The following is a 16,129-nucleotide window of genomic DNA, read 5'->3' as shown; positions in this document are numbered from 1 at the left end:
GGGGAGCGCCGGAGTCGGCCGGGTGTGTGGGTTGGTCAGGGTGCGCCGGTAGACGCGATGTTGCTGAGCGCCTGCGTCTGGCCGTACAGGGCGGCGTGAAACGCGGCAGCGATGGCGCGGGCAGTGGCTTCGTCGCCTATGCCCCAGAGCACGGTGTATCCCGTAGTGCCGCCGGACCCCTCAGCGATGGTGTCGTCCAGGACAAGGCGGCACAGTGCGGCCCGCCACAGTGGTTCGCACGACGGCGAGGGCCAATCCAAGGCGGCGGTGAGCAAGTCGGTCTTGGCCGTCCAGCCCTTCCGGATGCCGAATTCCTTCCGGCGCTGGTACTCGACTGCGACGAAGGGCACGCCAGCGTTCTTGGCCAGCCGGTAGGCGTTGTTGAAGGCGAGGAGCGCGGTGCCGTCGGGGATCTGTGCAGCCTCCAGCGGGGCGTTGATCACGAAGAGGACTCCCCAGGGGGCTGGGAGCCGATGTGGCGGGCGTACACGCAGGTGCTGCCGTCTCCGACGGTGCGGGACGTGGCCTCGAAGGTTCCGGCGGGGCGAAAGGCGACGAGCTGGCCGTTGCGGATGCGGTGCGCGAGGTTGGAGGCGCGGTTGGCGTCCTCGTTGTCGGCGATGCACGCCCATTCGCCCGTGCGCCGCCGGAGCTCGTCTGCTACGTCGTAGGCCCACTGACTACGGCGTGCAGCGGGCAGGGGCTCGAACCGGACGTACATCAGGTGGTGTTCCTCTTCATGTGCTGGAGCGAGGTTTCGGCGATGCCGCGGATGGCGGCTGCGATGCGCCAGGGGCCGTCGGCGAGGTCTTCGCACAGGACGTTCGCCAGGCGGGCGATCACGGCGAGGTCCTCGGCGGTCGGCTGGCCGGCCGGAGCGCGGTGGAGGCAGGTGGGGCACTGCCCGCGCACCGGCGGGCGCGCCGTGGCGAGGACGGAGGTGGTGTCGAGGGCAGTGCCGTTCACGGTGATCTCCGGGTGTGCGGTCAGGAGTTGTTGCAGCGGCAGGTGTAGGTGATGGGGTTGACGTAGCTGTCGCACGCCTTGCACCACTGCTCGGGGCTGGGCTTGAGGCCGCGGGCGGGGGTGTCGTCGGTGTGGGTCACGGCAGGGTCCTCTTCGGTCGGAGATCTTCGGGGAGTTCGGCGCGCGGCCCGTTGGGGGCGAGCGTGTCGACGATGAGCCGCATGTCGCGGGGCCGCCACAGGGCCGCTTCGAGGCCGCAGGCGGCCAGGTGCTGGAGCCATTCGCGCTGCGCGGGGCGTATGCGGCCCTTGTCCGTCTTGAGTTCCACGAACAGGACGCGGCCCGCGTGCGGGTGACCGAACACCTCGTCCGGCCAACCCGCGTCGGAGCGTTGCGAGTTATGGGTGTGGTAGGCGAGGGTCCAGCCGCGCATCGCCGCGATCTGGCGGACCTGCCGGCGGAACTGCTCCTCGGTCACGACGACAGCCTTCGGCGGGGCTGGATGGCGGCTTCGAGGACGGCGCGGTGCTCGGCCCAGCGCGGGTCCGGTTCCGGTGGCACGGACGGTCGCCAGACTGCGGATGGCAGGGCGAGTCGGCGGCGGCGTTCCTTGAGGAGGTCAGCGACCGGCGGGTACTGCTCTTCGAGGATGGCCGCCAGGGGGCGCCCGTATCGCTCGGCGATCAGGGCCTCGTACTCGGCCTGCTGGGTGGTGGTCGGCATGTGGTGCTCCATGGGTGGGCCGGGACCCGCGTGGGGGTGCGGGTCCCGGCCGGAGGGGTGGCCCGTATCGGACGGGCCGGTCCGGCGGGCTGGGCGCGGGGGGTTCGCTTAGCTCGCCGGAGGTCTGTTGGGTGTCAGGGCCGTGCCAGTGCCGTTGACGTCGCCAAACTTAGCACGGGCATAGACAGGTACATATTTAAACTCCGGGCAGAGTGCCTGAGAGTGAGCCAGTTCACCAGGTCGGTAGCCGATCGGCTTGGTCATCGCGAGCCAGCTCACCATCACCAGCGGCTCGCCTTCGAAGGCCGCCGTGGCGAAACCGGTGACGCGACCCACCAGACGTTCCTTGGCCTTCGAGCCGGGCGAAGCAAGGCGTACGACGTCGTTGACCGTGAAGCCGTACCGGCTGACTGTGCTGGGCATCGGAGTCTCCTTTCGAACGGGGTGGTCAGGGGCGGGTCGCGGCGCGGGCCGCGATGTTCGTCGCGCTGGTCACGGCCCTGGCCCTGCCCTGCCGGATCAGCTCGTTCGGCAGGTCGGACAGGCAGGAGGTGATCGGACCCGGGACGGCGAGCAGCGCGCGATCGAACCGTTCCGCGGCACGGGCGGCGACTTCCCATTTCAGGGAGTCCCCTTCCACGATGGTCACGGCCTGCGAGAGGGCGGCCATGAGGGTCGTGCGCTGAACGTCCTTCGAGAGGCTGGCGGGTGTGCCGGGCCCGTAGCCGCTCACCAGGAGTCCGCCGTTGCCGAGGATGCTGTCCAGCATGCGCTGCACCGGCGGGGTGGCGCGGCCAGTGATGCCGCCAGACAGGATGCCGACCGGCGTGCCGCCGCCCGCCGCGCAGCCCCGCAGGGCGGCCGCGCCGATGCCGCCGCCGGGTGCTGCGGCTGCCGCGATGACGCTGTAGCCAAGGTGCGCGAGCTCTTCGGACAGGCGCGTGGCCGCGTACCTGCCGTAGTCGCTGGCCGCCATGCTTCCGGCCATGGCGACGGCCTTCTTCGTGGCGTCGGAGAGCCGGGCGTCGCCGCGGACCCACAGCCCCAGAGGAGCCTGGCCGCCGAGTCCGGCGAGGGCCTGCGGCCACTCGGCGTCCGTGGGGATGACGTAGCGGGCCCCGGCCTTCCAGCCTTCGTCCAGGGCGCGGTACCCGTCGTAGCCGAGGACGCGCGTGAACAGCTTGGACCGCTGGGTACCGGAGCCGGCGAGGTCGGCCATGACGGCGACCAGCTCGGCCGCGGACGTCCCCGGGGGGAATTGCAGGCTCTGGGGCGCCGCCGCCTCGGTCAGGGCGATGCGGGCAGCCCGCTCGTCGCGGTCGTGGGAAAGGTCCATCGTGTGCTCCGTGGTGCGTAGTGGATCAGGGACCGGCCCCTGGTTGCGCGGGGCCGGAGAGGGGAGTTAGGGGTGGGGCTGGTCGCGGTCGGCGCCGCCGAGGTCGACGAAGAACCCGACGTCGCCGCGCCACTCGAAGCCGATCCGGTAGCCCGGGCGGCCGACGGCGATGCCTTCGTTGACGCCCCGGTAGACGGTGGTGAACGGCGCGACCAGGGCCGCCAGCGCGAGGACGGCAAGGGCGGTGAGCGCGACCGGCGGACGGTGCCGGCGGGGCGCGCCGCCCGCCCGGTGGCGTTGCCGAGGGGGCGCGGGAGGCGTCATCCGGCGGCCCGTTTCGCGGCGAGCAGGTCGAGGGCCTGCCCGTGGTCGTAGCTGATCGGCTCGTCGAAGAGGCACCCGCCGCCGGGGCTGAGAAATTCCGCGACCCGCCAGTCGGAGGGGCCGCCGGTCCGGGGGCGCTCGAAGTGCAGCACGCCGTCGTCCGGCAGGTGGATGGCCAGCTGTAGCCGGTCGCCGCCGGTGATCCGGCACCCGGTGCGGGTGCCGGTCTCCAGGGCGCTCTGGGTGAGCTCGTCACCGAGAGGCATAACAACTCCAGTCGATAGACAGTTACATATTTGAGGTCAGTAGAGGAACCCAGCGCCGTCGCAGGTCAGGCAGTCGCCGTCGCCGATGGCCCCGCCGCGACAGCGGGGGCACTCCAGGTGGGTGCCGTACCCCTGGCAGGTCTCGCACTCGCGGACCATCGCGTACGGGCCGTCGCAGTAGTGGAGGACACCGTCCTCGCACTCCCCGCAGGGCGGAGCCTGAACTCCGAGCGCCGCCAGCGCCTCATTGAGGGCCAGGGTGGTGATCATCTTCGGAGCCCCTTCGGTTCCCGGCGGGGGCGTTCCCCCCTTTTTCCGTATACCAATATTCTAGTACCTTTCTGGGGGGTGTCCACTCCGGGCAAGTGGCCTTGATCACACAGGAGATGGCCCGGTGGTCGCCACCCGGAGGCCCCGTCAGTCGGCCCCGCCGGCCCGCTCCCGGTGCCGCCGCGCCGCCCAGCGGGCACCGACCCGGTCGTCGGCGAAATCGCGCCAGCCGCACGTACACAAGGCCAGCGACGAGCCGTCATAGAGCTTGCCTGCCCGGCCGCCCGGCTTGTTCAGCCCGGCACTACCGCGAAGCGCAGGATGAGGATGGTCGCTCGGGAAGTACCAGCCGCGCGGCTCCGTCGTCCACGTGAGATGCCGGGCCTCCGGTCGGCCGAAGGCACGCAGGGCCGCATCGGCAACCGCAGCAACACCCTGCGCCGCCCAGGTCCCGCTCTCGAACGCGACCTCCACCGCCCCGTGCTCACCCCAGGCCGTCAGGTGATGTCCGTGGACCTCCACCGTGGCCCCGGGCACGCGAACCGTCACCATGCCGTGCCGATCCGGCTCCGGCCACCTCCAGGCCCGCATCCGCATCGCGACCATCACGTCGCGCACCGCGTACCGGGCATGCCCGTCCCCGCGCGCCGTGGAGGCGTGCCGGAGGAGTTCGGCAACGATGGGCCCGGCGCGCAGCAGGTCCTGGCCGACCAGGGTGAACAGGGCCCTCGGCTCCTGGCCTTCCAGGCCGACCGCGCAGCGCAACGCCGACCTTCCGCGTCTGGCCCGCAGCACCCACGGGCCGATCCTCCGCTCGCCGCGCGCCCCGGTGGCCAGCTCCCGGCGCAGGTCAACCAGGGCGGCGCCCGCTTGACCGGCCGAAGGCGAAGGGGGCTCGGCGGCGGGGGCGCGATCTTCGTTCGCCGGTGACGTCACGGCGCCCACCTCGCTCACGCGGCCAGCGCCGGGACGTCGCCGGACTGGGGCTTCGGGGCGGACCGGTCCAGGAGGGCCAGCCACCGCCGTCGGACGCCGGGCATCGCACGGCCCTCTTCTGCGGCCTGGGCGTCCTCGTACATCAGGTCGTACAGCCGGTCCCTCCACTGCATCCACGGCCCTTCGAGCTCGTGCATCCGGCGCTGTTCGTCGAAGGAGACGAAGTAGCCGAGCACGTGGTGCAGGCACAGCGGTTCGTCGACCTCCGGCCGGTCCGCCAGGCCGACACGGACCCGCCGTTGGTCGTTGTTGTACCGGGGCTCGCACATGGCGCACTGCGTTCGCGGCGGCGCGGTACCCAGCAGCCGGACCGTCAGCGGGTGCAGTGCGCCGGAGAGGGAACCCCCGCGCATCATGTGCAGGTTGTAGACCCGGGGGAGACCGTCCGCGATGCCGTTGGGCGGGGTGTGCGGGCCGCTGCGCCACGACTTCTTGCCACCGGGCTTCAGCGTGTGCAGGCGCCACTCCTCGCCCATCCAGATGACGCGCTCGTACTGGGGCTCCAGCAGCTCGAACACCGGCTCCGTCGAGAAACGGTGCGGTCCGTAGAGGGCGGGGTGGCGGGCGTGGACGGTGACTGCTATGTGCCTGTGCCACGCCTCCTTCATGCACCAGGCGATGGCGTCTTCGCGCGTCAGCACGGACTCCCCGCCGTTGGTGTGGGTGGTCATCGCGTCGTGCCGCTTCGGCAGGCGCTTGGCGCTCCAGCTCTCCCACTGCGTGCCGATGGAGGTTCCCCACACGTCGTACTGGAAGCCGAAGAACTCGACGACCTCTCCGCGCAGGGGCTCCGTCTGCTCTGCCGGCGCCGAGGGCGCTTCGACGCACGGCGCGCTGAGGCTGTCTGACATGAATTGACCTATCTGTTCGGGGTTGGTGTTCCTCATACGGCTGCGGCGAGGCTGTCGGCGAGACGGCCGGCCGCCTCGGCGTAGCGGGTAAGAGCGCAGCGCGGGAACCCGTACTGCCACATGTCACGGAGGGCGGCGCGGGCCTCCAACTCGGCGGCCACCGCTTCGGAGGAGGCGTAGGGAAGGCGCGGGTGCGGTGTGCGGTGCCGGTCGGGCGAAGTGCTGCTCACGGCGCGGTCCTTGGCGTCTCCGGGGCCAGCGGTGATTCGTCGAGAGAGAACAGGGCGTCTTGGCCCTCGTCGGGAGCGGGCTGCTTCGCGGTCGGCCGTGGCGGAGGTGGCTCCTCACCGAACAGCGGGGCGGTCCCGTACCGGTCGGGAGAGGCGATGACGCGCACCACGGCGGGCACCGGCAGTTCGTTGGGGGCCTCGGCGTCGAAGGCTGCCCGGCCCATCGACGTCCAGTCCGGCCTCGGGGAGGCGGTGGTGGTGGCGTCCGGCTGCTGAGTCACGCCTGCCGCCTCCAGTCCCACATGCCGGAGCCCATGTACGTGCACAGCAGTTCGCCGCTGTGGATCGCGGCGATCTCGACCGCCTCCTCGTCCGTGAACTCCCGCAGCTCCCAACTGTCGTCGGGAACGCGCATGCCAGGCCGGAAGCTTTCGGTGTGAAGGACCTCCGCCTCGTAGATCTCCCGGGGCACGACCTTCTTGCTCATGCACGGCAGGCAGTAGGCACCGATTCTGACGTCCTGGACCCCGCGAGCCTCGGGGTTGAAGTGGACCAGGACGCGGGTCGCGGCGTTGCAGCACATGCTGTCGGAGCAGCCGCCGGCCGGGCCGGTGATGAGCCCGCCGGGGGTGGTGATGTTCATGGATGCTTCTTTCGTTGGCGGCCGTTTGGTGGGGTGGCCGCACGGGCTAGGAGCGGGTGGAGGGATCAGTTCTCGTCGGGCATGAACACGGTGAAGACCGGCCGGCCGTTGTCGTCAGGGCCGATGCGGAGGTGGAGGGTCACCCCGTACAGCGGGACATCGAAGGCGATGTGGCGCTGTCTCCCGGGGCCGGTGGTGACGGCCTGCACTGCTGCCTTGAGGGTGCGGGTGGCACGCTCGACCAGCAGCGTGCCGACGAGGGCGTCGGGCACCTCGGGCCACCGCTCCTCGCCGATCCCGTCCATGACGGCGAACCAGGCGGCTCGGGAGAAAGCGACAGGGAGTTTCATCCCGGCAGGGTTGGAGACGATCCACGGGATCTCGACGAGGTCGCCGTCGGCGATCAGGTCGGCGCGGGTGGGGCCTGCGACGACGAAGTCCCAGTGGCGCATGGTGAACTGAACCTTTCGTGTGGTGGTGAAGAATGGGGCGGCCCCTGGGCGGGGCCGCCGGGGACCGTCAGGCGGCGACGAGTTCGCGGGGGGCCTCGACGGTGTCGGTGTCGTGCTCGTCGGCTTCGGCGGCCGGGTTGATGGTGACGACCTCGGCTGCCTCGGCGTGGGCGCGCGCCTGCCGGAGCTGGAAGCGGGCCTTCGACAGGGACTCGGCCACGCGGTCGAGCTGGTCGAGGCGGGCGCCGACCTGCCCGGCCAGGGCCTCAGCGAGCCGCATCGGGTCCGTGCGCGCGATGTCCTCCAGCAGGGCCCGGACCTGCTCGATCTTGTCGAGGGTGCCCCGGGCCTGCTTCTGGGCAGCGACCCGCTCGGCCCGCTGGTCCTCGGTCAGCTCCTCGGCCTCCAGCAGGACGGGCTGCTCCTGCTGCTGCTTCATCGCGTACGCGAAGTGGACGATCTCGTTGTCGCCCTTGAACTCGCCGCGGGCGAACTTGGCAAGGATCTGGCCCTGGTTGGTGTGATTGAGGGCGGCGATCTTCACGCCGGCCAGGATGCCGATGTGGCCGTCCTCGACGACCTTGGCGACGTCGGCGTGCAGGTCGAGGAGGGCGAGGCGCATGTTGACGTACAGGACGGTCTTGCTGAAGTCCTTGGCGACGCTCTCGATCGTGGCGCCTTCCTCCTCGTCGAGGATGCGCTGGAAGCCGCGGGCCTCCTCGAACGGGGTCATGTCCTCGCGGTTGATGTTCTCGGACATGGACGCCTTGAACTGGTGGAGTTCACCGGCGACGGTAAGGATCTTGGCGCGGATCTTGCTCTTGCCAGCGAGCTGGTGGGCGCGCCAGCGGCGCTCTCCGGCGACGATCTCGTAGCCGCCACGCTCGTTGTCCGGGCGGACCACGATGTCCTGCAGCAGCCCGTACCGGATGATCGAGTTCTTCAGCTCCTCCAGGGCCACCGGGTCGAAGTGCTCACGGGGCTGGTGGGGGTTGCGGTGAACCTGGGACATCTTCAGAACGCGCACGGTGGCCATGGGGACTACTCCAAGAGGTGATTTCGGAAGGGGTTCCCCCCTCTTCCTGATACCAATATTCTAGTACCTTTGAGGGTGGGGGCCAACTCCCCGCATGTGGGCTCCGTTACACAAAACCGCAGGTCAAATGGGTCGCAGCCTCTCCCGATCGCAGGCGGCGGCGACCCCTTGCACGCGAAAGGCGGCGGGCGCCGAGAAGCCCTCGACGCCCGCCGCCCTGCCGTCCGCTACGCGGTGAGCGACAGGTCCCCACCCCGGCGCTCCCGCCATGTGCGCGCCGACTCCGGCATGCCCGTGACGACGGCGGTACGGCACGGCTCCGAGATCGGGCAGGCAGCGCACACCCGCGCCGCCTCCTCCGTCGCGGCCGAACCCTGCTTGCCCCGCGGATCGCACAAGGCGGCACTCCATGCGATCGGCCGAGCCAAGGGGGAGTCCTGGGAATCTAGAAGGCGCAAGGCGAGAAGGAGATCGACAGCATGCTCAGGGGCTTCCGCCCTGGGGCGGGACTGCTGGGCGAGCGCAAGGATGCGCTGCTTGTCGATCAACGTTGCCTCTCCGGTCCAGCCGAGGGCGCATGCACCCCCGGATCGTGCTCACGCGCGTCACGGGCACCAAGTAAGCCCCGGAAAGCCCACGGCGACGCCTGATCACCCTATCCAGATCGAACTACGTGCACTTGCCGTTTTTCGCCTGACGAAAAGCATCGCCGACGCTCCACGAGTGACCTCACGCCGTCTTTTCACCACGTAAAAAACCGGTCAAGGCAGCCTCAAGGGCCGCTTAGGGTTCTGCTGTACGCAGGAACAGCAACGTGAGAGATGAGCATGCGAGCAGTCGTGGTGCACAAGCCCGGCGGACCAGAGGTCCTCCGGCTGGAAGAGGTCCCCGACCCCGAGCCCAAGCAGGATCATGAGCTCGTCACGGTGAAGTACGCAGGCGTGAACTTCGCCGACGTCCGCATGCGGGAAGACAACTACGTGGCACCCGTCACGTTCCCCTTCACCCCCGGCCGAGAACTCGTAGGCACCACCGAGGACGGCCGCCGAATCGCCGCCCTCACCGACAGCGGCGCCTACGCCGACAAAGCCCTCGTCCAACGCGGGCTTGCCTGGGAGATCCCCGACGAGATCAGCGACGAACAAGCCTGCGCCCTCCTCCTCGCAGGCCAGTCCGCCTGGCACCTCCTCCACACCACCCTGGCCATCCAGGAAGGCGAAACCGTCCTCATCCCCGCAGCGGCCGGCGGCCTCGGCAGCATCGCCGTCCAGCTCGCCAAGCGCCACGGCGCCAAGGTCATCGCCATGGCCAGAGGGCCGATCGCCGTCGCCATGGCCCGTGACTACGGCCCCGACGCCGTACTGGACACCTCCAACACGGACAACCTCGCCGAACGCATCATGGACGCGGCCGGAGGCCGCATCGACGCCGCCCTCGAAATGATGGGCGGGACCATGTTCGCCGCCACCGTCGAAGCCCTCGCCCCCCGCGGACGCGTGGCTCTCTTCGGCTGCACCCCCGGCAACCGAATCCCCCAAGGCAGCCTCATCTACGGCTCCAAAACGATCTCGGGATTCTGGCTGCCCGACTACTACAGCAACCGCTACGCCCTGAGAAACAGCATGAACGCTCTCTTCTCGATCACGGCAATAGGCGCCCTCAAGACGCCCAACACCTACACATTCCCCATGCAGAGCGAGTCGTTCGTGCAGGACGCACACGACGCCATCACCCGCGGCACCCCCGGGAAAATCCTCCTTGAGCCCGCAGGCTTTTACAACGCTGCCGAGGTGTGGGGATGGCACGGGTAAAGATCAACAGGGAAGAGTAGTACGCTCTATCGTTCGGCTTTACCTCTCCTTGACTAGGGGGTCAGGGGGGAGCAGAGGGCGCCGTACCAAGTCCAGCAAGATTCTGTGCAACGGGGGATGCGCAGCGCACGTATTTCACCGAGGGGCCGACGGCGTGAGCGCCATCAGCAAAGGCAGCAAGGACAACAGCCAGCAGCGCGCCTTCCGCGTACAAGCCGCATTCGTCGCGCTGGAGCGCGACGTCCTCGGCCCAACAGAGATCGCCGAAGCCACCGGCCTCGACCCCGCGACCGTCTACCGCGTCCTCAAAGCCGGACTCTTCGACGAAACCTTCGAACAGGTCGGCCGCGGACGCTACCGCCTGGGAGCCGGCTCAGCCCGCCTCGGCATGCGCACCCTCGCCCGCACCCCCGCCGACCCCGAAGCCGCCAACGCCGCCCTCGAGCAACTGCACCGCACCGCAGACGGCCCCGTCGGCTACTACATAGCCGCCGGCTCCAAGAAGCTCCTGATCGACTCCGTCATCGGCGACTTCGACCCCGACGACCTCAACCTCGACCCGCTGGAGACAATCTCGATCATCCGCTCCCTGCGCACCGGAGCCGCAGGCCGAGTGATCCTCGCCCACATGCCCGAGTCGATCACCGCCAAAGTCCTCGCCGAACCCGTCCCCGACGGCGTCGGCCCCGGCGCGATCGAAGACAACCAGCAACTCCTGGACTCCCTCGAAGACATCCGCGCCTGCGGCTACGCCGTCGGCCGACAGGAATCCATCACCGCCTGGGATGCCATCGCCGCACCCGTCATGTGGGGCGACACCGTCCAAGGCGCCGTCGCCGTCATGGTGCCCTCCACGCGCGCAACCCCAGATCCCGGCCCGCTGGTCGACGCCACCCTCAAAACGGCCCGGCAGTTCACCCACCTGCTCGCCCTGACCTGACCCCCGGCCCCCACCGGACACAACCGCACGCGCACCACCAGCCGCGAGCGGTCGAACAGCCATGCCCACCTACCGCCACACCCCGGCCGACGACCCGAGGAACCTCATGGACACGACCACCGACACCACCCAGATCGCCGGCCACCCCCTCACGCCCGTCACCCCCTTCGGCGTGCGCATCGACGCCGCACACCCCGACGCCCCCATCACGGACCTGCCCGTCGCCCGCCTGCGCGAACTCGCCCGCGAGCACCACCTGCTGCTCCTGCGCGGCTTCACCGGCTTCACCAACGCCGACGAACTCACCACCTACAGCGCCCAGTGGGGCGAGATCGCCATGTGGCCCTACGGCGCCGTCCTCGAACTCGTCGAGCACGACAACCCCGACGACCACATCTTCGACCACCGCTACGTGCCCATGCACTGGGACAGCATGTACCGGGAGCAGATAGCCCAGTTCCAGGTCTTCCACTGCGTCAGCGCCCCCGGCGTCGGCAACGGCGGCCGCACCACCTTCACGCAGACCGAAGCCGTCCTTCGCGACGCCGACCCCGCCCACCGCGAACTGTGGGAGAAGGTCACCGGCCGCTACCGCCGCGCCGTCTCTGACTACGCCGGCGAATGCGTCTCGCCCGTCGTCACCACCCACCCCGACGGCTTCCCGATCATCCGCTACAACGAGCCCCCGGTGGGCGAGGACTTCCTCAACCGCCCGGACCTGGAGTTCACCGGCATCCCCGCCGAGCAGCTGCCGGAATTCCACCGCACCCTCAACGAGGCGCTCTACAACCCGCGCCACCTCTACGCCCACACCTGGCAGACCGGCGACCTGGTGATCGCCGACAACTACACCCTCCTCCACGGCCGCGAAGCCTTCACCAGCCGCTCCCCGCGCCACCTCCAGCGCGTCCACGTCCTCGGCACCCCGCCCCTGGAGAACACCGCGCTCACCCACCGGTAAGCCCCACCACACGGCAGCGGCCCGGCGCTCGTCACCGACGAACACCGGGCCGCACACCTGCGACTTGGCCGACGCCGCTCAGCGCCAGTCGACCGTGATCCGCTCATGCGGATCAGGATTCCGCCCACGACGGCCCGGCCCCACCCGCACCTTCTCGATCTCCAGCAAAGTCAAAGCGCGCTTCGAAGCCGCCGGAGCACTCTTCCACCAGGCAATCAGCTCGTCCACGTCGCCCGACGGCAGCGCAACTGCGGTCATCTGCTCCAGGAACCGCAGGCGGGTACGAGCATCGCGGGCCTCCTTGCGAGTCACCTTCAGCGCGCCCACGATCCCCTCGCGCGCCTCCTCGGGCATCGGGGTCCGGGCCATCGCGTCCAGCCGCTTGACCCGCGACTCGACCTGCTTGATGCCCTTCTTCAGACGCCCGACCTCAGCCTCGACGTCAGCAAGCAGGGACTCCAGCCTCTCCAGGGCGCCAGGCCGAAGAAGCTCGGCCAGCACAAGCTCCGCAACGGCATCCTCAAGCATGGGCGCGCTCATGCTGATCGAGCCGCAAGGCTGGCTACGAGCCGCCTCGCCGTCCGCCGCCGGTAGATCAAGGACATCATCCGGCTTCGCCGACGGGCAACGGTAGATCGGCTTGCCGGCCGCCCAGGACGGGATCAACTCCCAGGTGCACTTCCCGCAGACAGCTGTGCCCCCCAGCGGGTACTCGCGCTCGTCCACCTGCTCCGAACGGCCCGGGGACAGTGCCTTCAGCCGCTTCTGCTCCTCCGGGGTGATGATGATCGGAGCCCCATCGATGGGCTGGCCCTCGGCATCGAGCCCGGCCGTGCGTGGGCGCAGCAGGGTGCGCATCAGGACTTCTTCGCGCCAGGGGTTCCCCAGCGTGGTGCGGTGACCCTCGGCGTTCACCCAGCGCGTGACGTCTGCCTGCCGCTCGCCCGCCAGCATCCGGCAGGCTGCCTCACGCAAGTAGGCCGCCTCTCCGGGCTCAAGATCGCCGGACATCGTGAACCCTGCGGTCCGCCGCGGCATGACAACTCCATCCACTCGGGGCCGGTCGCCTCCGACTTAGCGACCGCGTAGCCCCGTAATAGGTAAATGTATATCGATGCCCTGTGGATCCTGACTCAATAGATGTCCGCGAGAGAGGCGCCGCATAGAAATGGCAGGTCAGTGCCTCAAGGGCCGATAGCGAGTGGCGTACGTCACGCATTGAGGGGCGGATGGGGCGGTTGACCCGCGTCCGTCAGATGGGCAATTGTCGGCTTCCCGGCCTCGAACACGCGAGGAGGTTTCCCCTCGAAATATGTACTTGCCCAACAGGGAACGCAGGGAGGTGCGGGGCCGCCGCCGAAGCCAGCGATGTCGGGCCGCCGTGCGGTCGTGAGGCCCACGCGGATGGCGGGCTGGAGGCTCGGCCATCCTCCTGGACGACAGTCCATCTCTAAACGGACTCAGTGAGGCAATGGCCGCCATTGGCTACCCAAGCTGGCGAATCGATCCAAAGTCTCCCTCGGTCAGAGGTGAATAATGACCGAAAGTGATCGACGGCAAAGCGCCGCCTCCGAGCTTCGCGTCGGCGAGCCTTGGGGTAATGATCTTGCACACGCCTCGTCTGGGTGCAGTTTCGTGGACCCGTGGCGAGTGGCAGGGGAAAGCGAATCCGTTGCCCGCGCCCCTTGCGGGCCTGGTTGGCCCTGGTCAGCGGGCCGGTCAGCGCAGCGGTGTCCTGCTGGCGGGGTGTCGGCGGGTCCTGCGGGGACGCTGCGGGGACGGAAGGCCGGGTAACAGGTGGGACGCCCTGGGAACGGGATGGAATGCCACACCCGCTCTGACCTGCGAAAACGGGAAAATCTGAGCCTGGGTGGGACGGGGCGGGAAGGTCCTAAAAGGACTCATAATCCGTCGGCCGTGGGTTCGAGTCCCACCCGCCCCACTTTGCGGCTCAGGTGCAGAAACGTTGCGACCTGGTCTTACGAGGCCCCGCCCGGATTTCCCCGGGCGGGGCCTCGTGTTGTTTGCCCCGGGAATCCGCGCTCAGGCCTGTGAGGTGGGTCACGGGTGAGGGTCGGGGTTTTCGGTTCCCGGCGAGTACGACGACGTGGGCGCCCTCGCCCGGCGCGACCGGGGCCGTCTTCAGGTGTCGGTCCACGTGGACCTGGGCGGATATAGGGATATGACGGCCCCTGGGTGATCATTTACGGGGCCGCGACGGGTGCTCTCCCGTCCCGGCCCGCGTATATGTGCACTTCGATACGGAACGAGGCCGTCCCCGTGAACCCCCGCACCACCCGTACAGCGCTCGCCGCCCTCCTGCTGTCCGCCGCCCTGGCCGGCTGCTCCTCGTCGGCGGACAAGGCCCAGGACGGCAAGGGGAGCGGGGGCGGGCCGGGCACCGCGCAGGCGGCGCTCGCGGAGCTGCCGGTGAAGAAGGCGGCGTCCAAGTCCGGGTACGACCGGGAGGCCAAGTTCGGACCGGCCTGGTCGGACAAGACCTCCGCGCCCGGCGCGGGGAACTCCTGTGACACCCGCAACGACATACTGGCCCGCGATCTGACGGACAAGAAGTTCAAGGACGGCTCGAAGTGCGTCATAGACGCGGGCACGCTGGCCGACCCGTACACCGGCGGGAAGATCCGCTTCGAGCGCGGCCGGAAGACGTCGTCGGCGGTGCAGATCGACCACATCGTCGCCCTGTCGAACGCCTGGCAGACGGGGGCGCAGAAGCTCCCGCAGGCGCGGCGTGAGGCGCTCGCGAACGACCCGCTCAACCTGGTGTCCGCCGACGGCCCGGCGAACATGGGCAAGGGCGACAAGGACGCGTCCGCCTGGCTGCCCGCCAACAAGAAGTTCCAGTGCGCGTACGTGGCGCGGCAGGTGGCGGTGAAGAAGGCGTACGCGCTGTGGGTGACCTCCGAGGAGCGGGACGCGATGCGGAAGGTGCTGAGCGGTTGCCCGGGCGAGGCGCTGCCGGGCGAGGGCGCGAAGGGCGTCGCCCTCCGGTGAGCGACGGGCCGCCCGTGGCAGCCGGATCGGTGCGTGGTCACGGCGAATGACGGTTCTCCCGGAGCGCCGAGTGGAGGAAGGGGAGCACGCCGCGTTCCAGCAGGGCCTGCTGCCAGGCTTCCCGGGAGCGCGTGACCTCCGTCTCCGCCTCGGGGGCGGCCTCGTCCTCCGGGGCGGGCCGCTGCCGCGCCGCCGTGACGAGCAACGCCGTGACCGCGGCGGCCGCGGCCGCCGCCGCGACGACGGCGGTCGTCCAGCCCGCGGTCACCAGCCCGTCGGCCAGGTGCTCCTGGGTTCCGGCCAGCCGCAGGCCGTAGCCGATCAGCAGGAAGGCCACGGCGGCCACCGCCCCCAGCGTCGGCACGAGCACGCCCAGTGCCCCGGCCAGCCCGCCGCCGAATCCCCGCGGCGACGGCTCGTCCGGCGGGGACACCGGCGGCTCCTGCGGTGTGGCGCCGGTGCGTGTCCGCAGGTAGGCGAGGTATTCGTCGGCGGCCGTGGCGGCGATCTCCGCGCGGGCCCGGAGCGCCATCGCGCGCAGGTGCTCCACGCTGACCGGCGCGCCGCCGCGGACGGCTTCCCTGATCTCGGGGAAGTGCAGGCCCTGTTCGACGACGTGGTCGAAGGCGGCGGTGTCCTCCGCCCTCAGATGGTCCAGACTGTCCATGGAGGTCCCCCGATCGCCTCGACGTGACGGACTCCATGAAACTTCCCCAGTTGCGCAACCTCTAAAGTGTCTTGCGGGCGCGAGGATCGGGCCGGCTCGCCTTGATCCTCGGCCGGGGCGTGGGTACTCTCCTCCGGCCTGTGGCGCGGCGGATGTCGTGGTCATGGAAACGCGCAGGCCGAGACCGTCTACGGACCGTAAGGACAGAAACGAAGATGATGCACCGGATCGCCCGCTCGATAGTCGGCGCCTTGGTCGTCGCGATGGCCGTCATGGGCCTGGCGGCCACGGCGACGAACCCGGCCGCCGCGGCCACCGCGATCCGCCCGGCAGCGGCCACCGCGCCCGCCGACGTGTCGGCGGCCCCTCAGGACGGTGCGTCCCGGACGACCGCCGCCGCCCCGGCGACCGTCGAGCTGGCCTCGAAGTCCGAGAAGAAGAAAAAGAAGAAGAAGGGCTTCTTCGCGAAGCTCGGCAAGTTCCTGCTGATCGTGGGGATCCTGATCATCCTCTTCCTGGTACTGCTGATCGTGGGCATCATCTACGCCGCGAAGCGGATCTTCCGGCGGCGTCGGGGCTGAGGTCCGCTTGTGGGGCACGCCCCTTCGGGCCGTGTCCTCAAGCGCCGGACGGGCTGGTTCGTCT

The 16,129-nt window shown here is 69.7% G+C and carries 25 protein-coding genes and 1 tRNA gene; 6 read left to right on the top strand and 20 right to left on the bottom strand.

What is annotated here, in order from left to right; translation table 11 throughout:
• Positions 1 to 35: 35 nt before the first annotated feature.
• The 18 genes from ACFY1P_RS21755 to ACFY1P_RS21670 form a co-directional block, all read right to left on the bottom strand.
• On the bottom strand, positions 36 to 443 hold the full coding sequence (locus tag ACFY1P_RS21755; protein ID WP_390751608.1) for a hypothetical protein: 408 nt from the start codon (positions 441 to 443) through the stop codon (positions 36 to 38).
• Positions 440 to 721, bottom strand: coding sequence for a hypothetical protein (locus ACFY1P_RS21750; RefSeq protein ID WP_390751607.1), 282 nt, complete (start codon positions 719 to 721; stop codon positions 440 to 442). The genes ACFY1P_RS21755 and ACFY1P_RS21750 overlap by 4 nt, the downstream gene beginning before the upstream one ends.
• Positions 721 to 966: a hypothetical protein gene (locus ACFY1P_RS21745; RefSeq protein ID WP_390751606.1), complete on the bottom strand. Its 246-nt coding sequence runs from the start codon at positions 964 to 966 to the stop codon at positions 721 to 723. The genes ACFY1P_RS21750 and ACFY1P_RS21745 overlap by 1 nt, the downstream gene beginning before the upstream one ends.
• Positions 967 to 1,102: 136 nt before the next feature.
• Entirely contained in the window at positions 1,103 to 1,444 is a 342-nt protein-coding gene (locus ACFY1P_RS21740) for a VRR-NUC domain-containing protein (RefSeq protein WP_390751605.1), read from the bottom strand.
• Positions 1,441 to 1,689 (bottom strand): hypothetical protein, encoded by a 249-nt coding sequence (locus tag ACFY1P_RS21735; protein ID WP_390751604.1) that lies wholly within the window; start codon positions 1,687 to 1,689, stop codon positions 1,441 to 1,443. The genes ACFY1P_RS21740 and ACFY1P_RS21735 overlap by 4 nt, the downstream gene beginning before the upstream one ends.
• A gap of 108 nt (positions 1,690 to 1,797) precedes the next feature.
• Positions 1,798 to 2,112 (bottom strand): hypothetical protein, encoded by a 315-nt coding sequence (locus ACFY1P_RS21730; protein WP_390751603.1) that lies wholly within the window; start codon positions 2,110 to 2,112, stop codon positions 1,798 to 1,800.
• A gap of 25 nt (positions 2,113 to 2,137) precedes the next feature.
• Positions 2,138 to 3,025 (bottom strand): DNA-processing protein DprA, encoded by an 888-nt coding sequence (locus tag ACFY1P_RS21725; protein WP_390751602.1) that lies wholly within the window; start codon positions 3,023 to 3,025, stop codon positions 2,138 to 2,140.
• Between the two features lie 66 nt (positions 3,026 to 3,091).
• Entirely contained in the window at positions 3,092 to 3,349 is a 258-nt protein-coding gene (locus ACFY1P_RS21720) for a hypothetical protein (protein ID WP_390751601.1), read from the bottom strand.
• Positions 3,346 to 3,615: a hypothetical protein gene (locus tag ACFY1P_RS21715; RefSeq protein WP_390751600.1), complete on the bottom strand. Its 270-nt coding sequence runs from the start codon at positions 3,613 to 3,615 to the stop codon at positions 3,346 to 3,348. The genes ACFY1P_RS21720 and ACFY1P_RS21715 overlap by 4 nt, the downstream gene beginning before the upstream one ends.
• Before the next feature lie 36 nt (positions 3,616 to 3,651).
• Positions 3,652 to 3,885: a hypothetical protein gene (locus ACFY1P_RS21710; RefSeq protein WP_390751599.1), complete on the bottom strand. Its 234-nt coding sequence runs from the start codon at positions 3,883 to 3,885 to the stop codon at positions 3,652 to 3,654.
• A gap of 147 nt (positions 3,886 to 4,032) precedes the next feature.
• Positions 4,033 to 4,839 (bottom strand): hypothetical protein, encoded by an 807-nt coding sequence (locus ACFY1P_RS21705; RefSeq protein ID WP_390751598.1) that lies wholly within the window; start codon positions 4,837 to 4,839, stop codon positions 4,033 to 4,035.
• Positions 4,836 to 5,732 carry a hypothetical protein gene (locus tag ACFY1P_RS21700; RefSeq protein ID WP_390751597.1) on the bottom strand — a complete coding sequence of 299 codons (897 nt, stop codon included), beginning with the start codon at positions 5,730 to 5,732 and terminating at the stop codon, positions 4,836 to 4,838. Before ACFY1P_RS21700 ends, ACFY1P_RS21705 begins: the two co-directional genes overlap by 4 nt.
• Positions 5,733 to 5,764: 32 nt before the next feature.
• Positions 5,765 to 5,962: a hypothetical protein gene (locus ACFY1P_RS21695; protein WP_390751596.1), complete on the bottom strand. Its 198-nt coding sequence runs from the start codon at positions 5,960 to 5,962 to the stop codon at positions 5,765 to 5,767.
• Positions 5,959 to 6,243 carry a hypothetical protein gene (locus ACFY1P_RS21690; RefSeq protein WP_390751595.1) on the bottom strand — a complete coding sequence of 95 codons (285 nt, stop codon included), beginning with the start codon at positions 6,241 to 6,243 and terminating at the stop codon, positions 5,959 to 5,961. The genes ACFY1P_RS21695 and ACFY1P_RS21690 overlap by 4 nt, the downstream gene beginning before the upstream one ends.
• A complete protein-coding gene (locus tag ACFY1P_RS21685; RefSeq protein WP_390751594.1) occupies positions 6,240 to 6,605 on the bottom strand; it encodes a hypothetical protein in 366 nt (121 codons plus the stop codon). The genes ACFY1P_RS21690 and ACFY1P_RS21685 overlap by 4 nt, the downstream gene beginning before the upstream one ends.
• A 65-nt stretch (positions 6,606 to 6,670) precedes the next feature.
• Positions 6,671 to 7,057, bottom strand: coding sequence for a hypothetical protein (locus ACFY1P_RS21680; protein ID WP_390751593.1), 387 nt, complete (start codon positions 7,055 to 7,057; stop codon positions 6,671 to 6,673).
• 67 nt (positions 7,058 to 7,124) lie between these two features.
• Positions 7,125 to 8,093 carry a ParB/RepB/Spo0J family partition protein gene (locus ACFY1P_RS21675; RefSeq protein WP_390751592.1) on the bottom strand — a complete coding sequence of 323 codons (969 nt, stop codon included), beginning with the start codon at positions 8,091 to 8,093 and terminating at the stop codon, positions 7,125 to 7,127.
• Positions 8,094 to 8,320: 227 nt separating this feature from the next.
• Complete coding sequence (locus ACFY1P_RS21670; RefSeq protein WP_390751591.1) at positions 8,321 to 8,491, bottom strand: hypothetical protein; 171 nt, start codon at positions 8,489 to 8,491, stop codon at positions 8,321 to 8,323.
• A gap of 423 nt (positions 8,492 to 8,914) precedes the next feature.
• Here ACFY1P_RS21670 and ACFY1P_RS21665 point away from each other — a divergent pair, with 423 nt between their 5' ends.
• From ACFY1P_RS21665 to ACFY1P_RS21655, 3 genes are all read left to right on the top strand, one after another.
• Positions 8,915 to 9,904 (top strand): zinc-binding alcohol dehydrogenase family protein, encoded by a 990-nt coding sequence (locus ACFY1P_RS21665; RefSeq protein ID WP_390751590.1) that lies wholly within the window; start codon positions 8,915 to 8,917, stop codon positions 9,902 to 9,904.
• 154 nt (positions 9,905 to 10,058) lie between these two features.
• Positions 10,059 to 10,844 (top strand): IclR family transcriptional regulator, encoded by a 786-nt coding sequence (locus ACFY1P_RS21660; protein WP_390751589.1) that lies wholly within the window; start codon positions 10,059 to 10,061, stop codon positions 10,842 to 10,844.
• 61 nt (positions 10,845 to 10,905) lie between these two features.
• The gene (locus ACFY1P_RS21655) at positions 10,906 to 11,805 is read left to right on the top strand and encodes a TauD/TfdA dioxygenase family protein (RefSeq protein ID WP_390751588.1); all 900 of its coding nucleotides are present in this window, start codon (positions 10,906 to 10,908) and stop codon (positions 11,803 to 11,805) included.
• 78 nt (positions 11,806 to 11,883) lie between these two features.
• Here the strand turns inward: ACFY1P_RS21655 and ACFY1P_RS21650 are convergent, their stop codons facing one another.
• Positions 11,884 to 12,843 (bottom strand): hypothetical protein, encoded by a 960-nt coding sequence (locus ACFY1P_RS21650; RefSeq protein ID WP_390751587.1) that lies wholly within the window; start codon positions 12,841 to 12,843, stop codon positions 11,884 to 11,886.
• Between the two features lie 839 nt (positions 12,844 to 13,682).
• Here ACFY1P_RS21650 and ACFY1P_RS21645 point away from each other — a divergent pair.
• Both ACFY1P_RS21645 and ACFY1P_RS21640 read left to right on the top strand, forming a co-directional pair.
• Positions 13,683 to 13,747 (top strand) — tRNA-OTHER (locus tag ACFY1P_RS21645).
• 338 nt (positions 13,748 to 14,085) lie between these two features.
• Entirely contained in the window at positions 14,086 to 14,817 is a 732-nt protein-coding gene (locus tag ACFY1P_RS21640; protein ID WP_361524304.1) for an HNH endonuclease family protein, read from the top strand.
• Positions 14,818 to 14,854: 37 nt separating this feature from the next.
• On the opposite strand, the gene ACFY1P_RS21635 is transcribed toward ACFY1P_RS21640, so the two are convergent.
• Positions 14,855 to 15,484 (bottom strand): hypothetical protein, encoded by a 630-nt coding sequence (locus tag ACFY1P_RS21635; RefSeq protein ID WP_361524307.1) that lies wholly within the window; start codon positions 15,482 to 15,484, stop codon positions 14,855 to 14,857.
• Between the two features lie 215 nt (positions 15,485 to 15,699).
• Between ACFY1P_RS21635 and ACFY1P_RS21630 the strand changes: the two genes are divergently transcribed.
• Positions 15,700 to 16,065 carry a hypothetical protein gene (locus tag ACFY1P_RS21630; protein ID WP_361524310.1) on the top strand — a complete coding sequence of 122 codons (366 nt, stop codon included), beginning with the start codon at positions 15,700 to 15,702 and terminating at the stop codon, positions 16,063 to 16,065.
• Positions 16,066 to 16,129 lie beyond the last annotated feature (64 nt).

Source organism: Streptomyces sp. NPDC001407 (assembly GCF_042895325.1).
Classification (GTDB): domain Bacteria; phylum Actinomycetota; class Actinomycetes; order Streptomycetales; family Streptomycetaceae; genus Streptomyces.
This window is presented reverse-complemented; position numbering and strand designations above follow the sequence as displayed.

What these genes read in the sequence shown, in the direction of transcription:
- ACFY1P_RS21750 (WP_390751607.1), bottom strand. Translation starts at nt 721, where the DNA reads ATGTACGTCCGGTTCGAGCCCCTGCCCGCTGCACGCCGTAGTCAGTGG.
- ACFY1P_RS21735 (WP_390751604.1), bottom strand. Translation starts at nt 1,689, where the DNA reads ATGCCGACCACCACCCAGCAGGCCGAGTACGAGGCCCTGATCGCCGAG.
- ACFY1P_RS21730 (WP_390751603.1), bottom strand. Translation starts at nt 2,112, where the DNA reads ATGCCCAGCACAGTCAGCCGGTACGGCTTCACGGTCAACGACGTCGTA.
- ACFY1P_RS21725 (WP_390751602.1), bottom strand. Translation starts at nt 3,025, where the DNA reads ATGGACCTTTCCCACGACCGCGACGAGCGGGCTGCCCGCATCGCCCTG.
- ACFY1P_RS21720 (WP_390751601.1), bottom strand. Translation starts at nt 3,349, where the DNA reads ATGACGCCTCCCGCGCCCCCTCGGCAACGCCACCGGGCGGGCGGCGCG.
- ACFY1P_RS21715 (WP_390751600.1), bottom strand. Translation starts at nt 3,615, where the DNA reads ATGCCTCTCGGTGACGAGCTCACCCAGAGCGCCCTGGAGACCGGCACC.
- ACFY1P_RS21710 (WP_390751599.1), bottom strand. Translation starts at nt 3,885, where the DNA reads ATGATCACCACCCTGGCCCTCAATGAGGCGCTGGCGGCGCTCGGAGTT.
- ACFY1P_RS21700 (WP_390751597.1), bottom strand. Translation starts at nt 5,732, where the DNA reads ATGTCAGACAGCCTCAGCGCGCCGTGCGTCGAAGCGCCCTCGGCGCCG.
- ACFY1P_RS21685 (WP_390751594.1), bottom strand. Translation starts at nt 6,605, where the DNA reads ATGAACATCACCACCCCCGGCGGGCTCATCACCGGCCCGGCCGGCGGC.
- ACFY1P_RS21680 (WP_390751593.1), bottom strand. Translation starts at nt 7,057, where the DNA reads ATGCGCCACTGGGACTTCGTCGTCGCAGGCCCCACCCGCGCCGACCTG.
- ACFY1P_RS21675 (WP_390751592.1), bottom strand. Translation starts at nt 8,093, where the DNA reads ATGGCCACCGTGCGCGTTCTGAAGATGTCCCAGGTTCACCGCAACCCC.
- ACFY1P_RS21665 (WP_390751590.1), top strand. Translation starts at nt 8,915, where the DNA reads ATGAGCATGCGAGCAGTCGTGGTGCACAAGCCCGGCGGACCAGAGGTC.
- ACFY1P_RS21655 (WP_390751588.1), top strand. Translation starts at nt 10,906, where the DNA reads ATGCCCACCTACCGCCACACCCCGGCCGACGACCCGAGGAACCTCATG.
- ACFY1P_RS21650 (WP_390751587.1), bottom strand. Translation starts at nt 12,843, where the DNA reads ATGCCGCGGCGGACCGCAGGGTTCACGATGTCCGGCGATCTTGAGCCC.
- ACFY1P_RS21635 (WP_361524307.1), bottom strand. Translation starts at nt 15,484, where the DNA reads ATGGACAGTCTGGACCATCTGAGGGCGGAGGACACCGCCGCCTTCGAC.
- ACFY1P_RS21630 (WP_361524310.1), top strand. Translation starts at nt 15,700, where the DNA reads ATGATGCACCGGATCGCCCGCTCGATAGTCGGCGCCTTGGTCGTCGCG.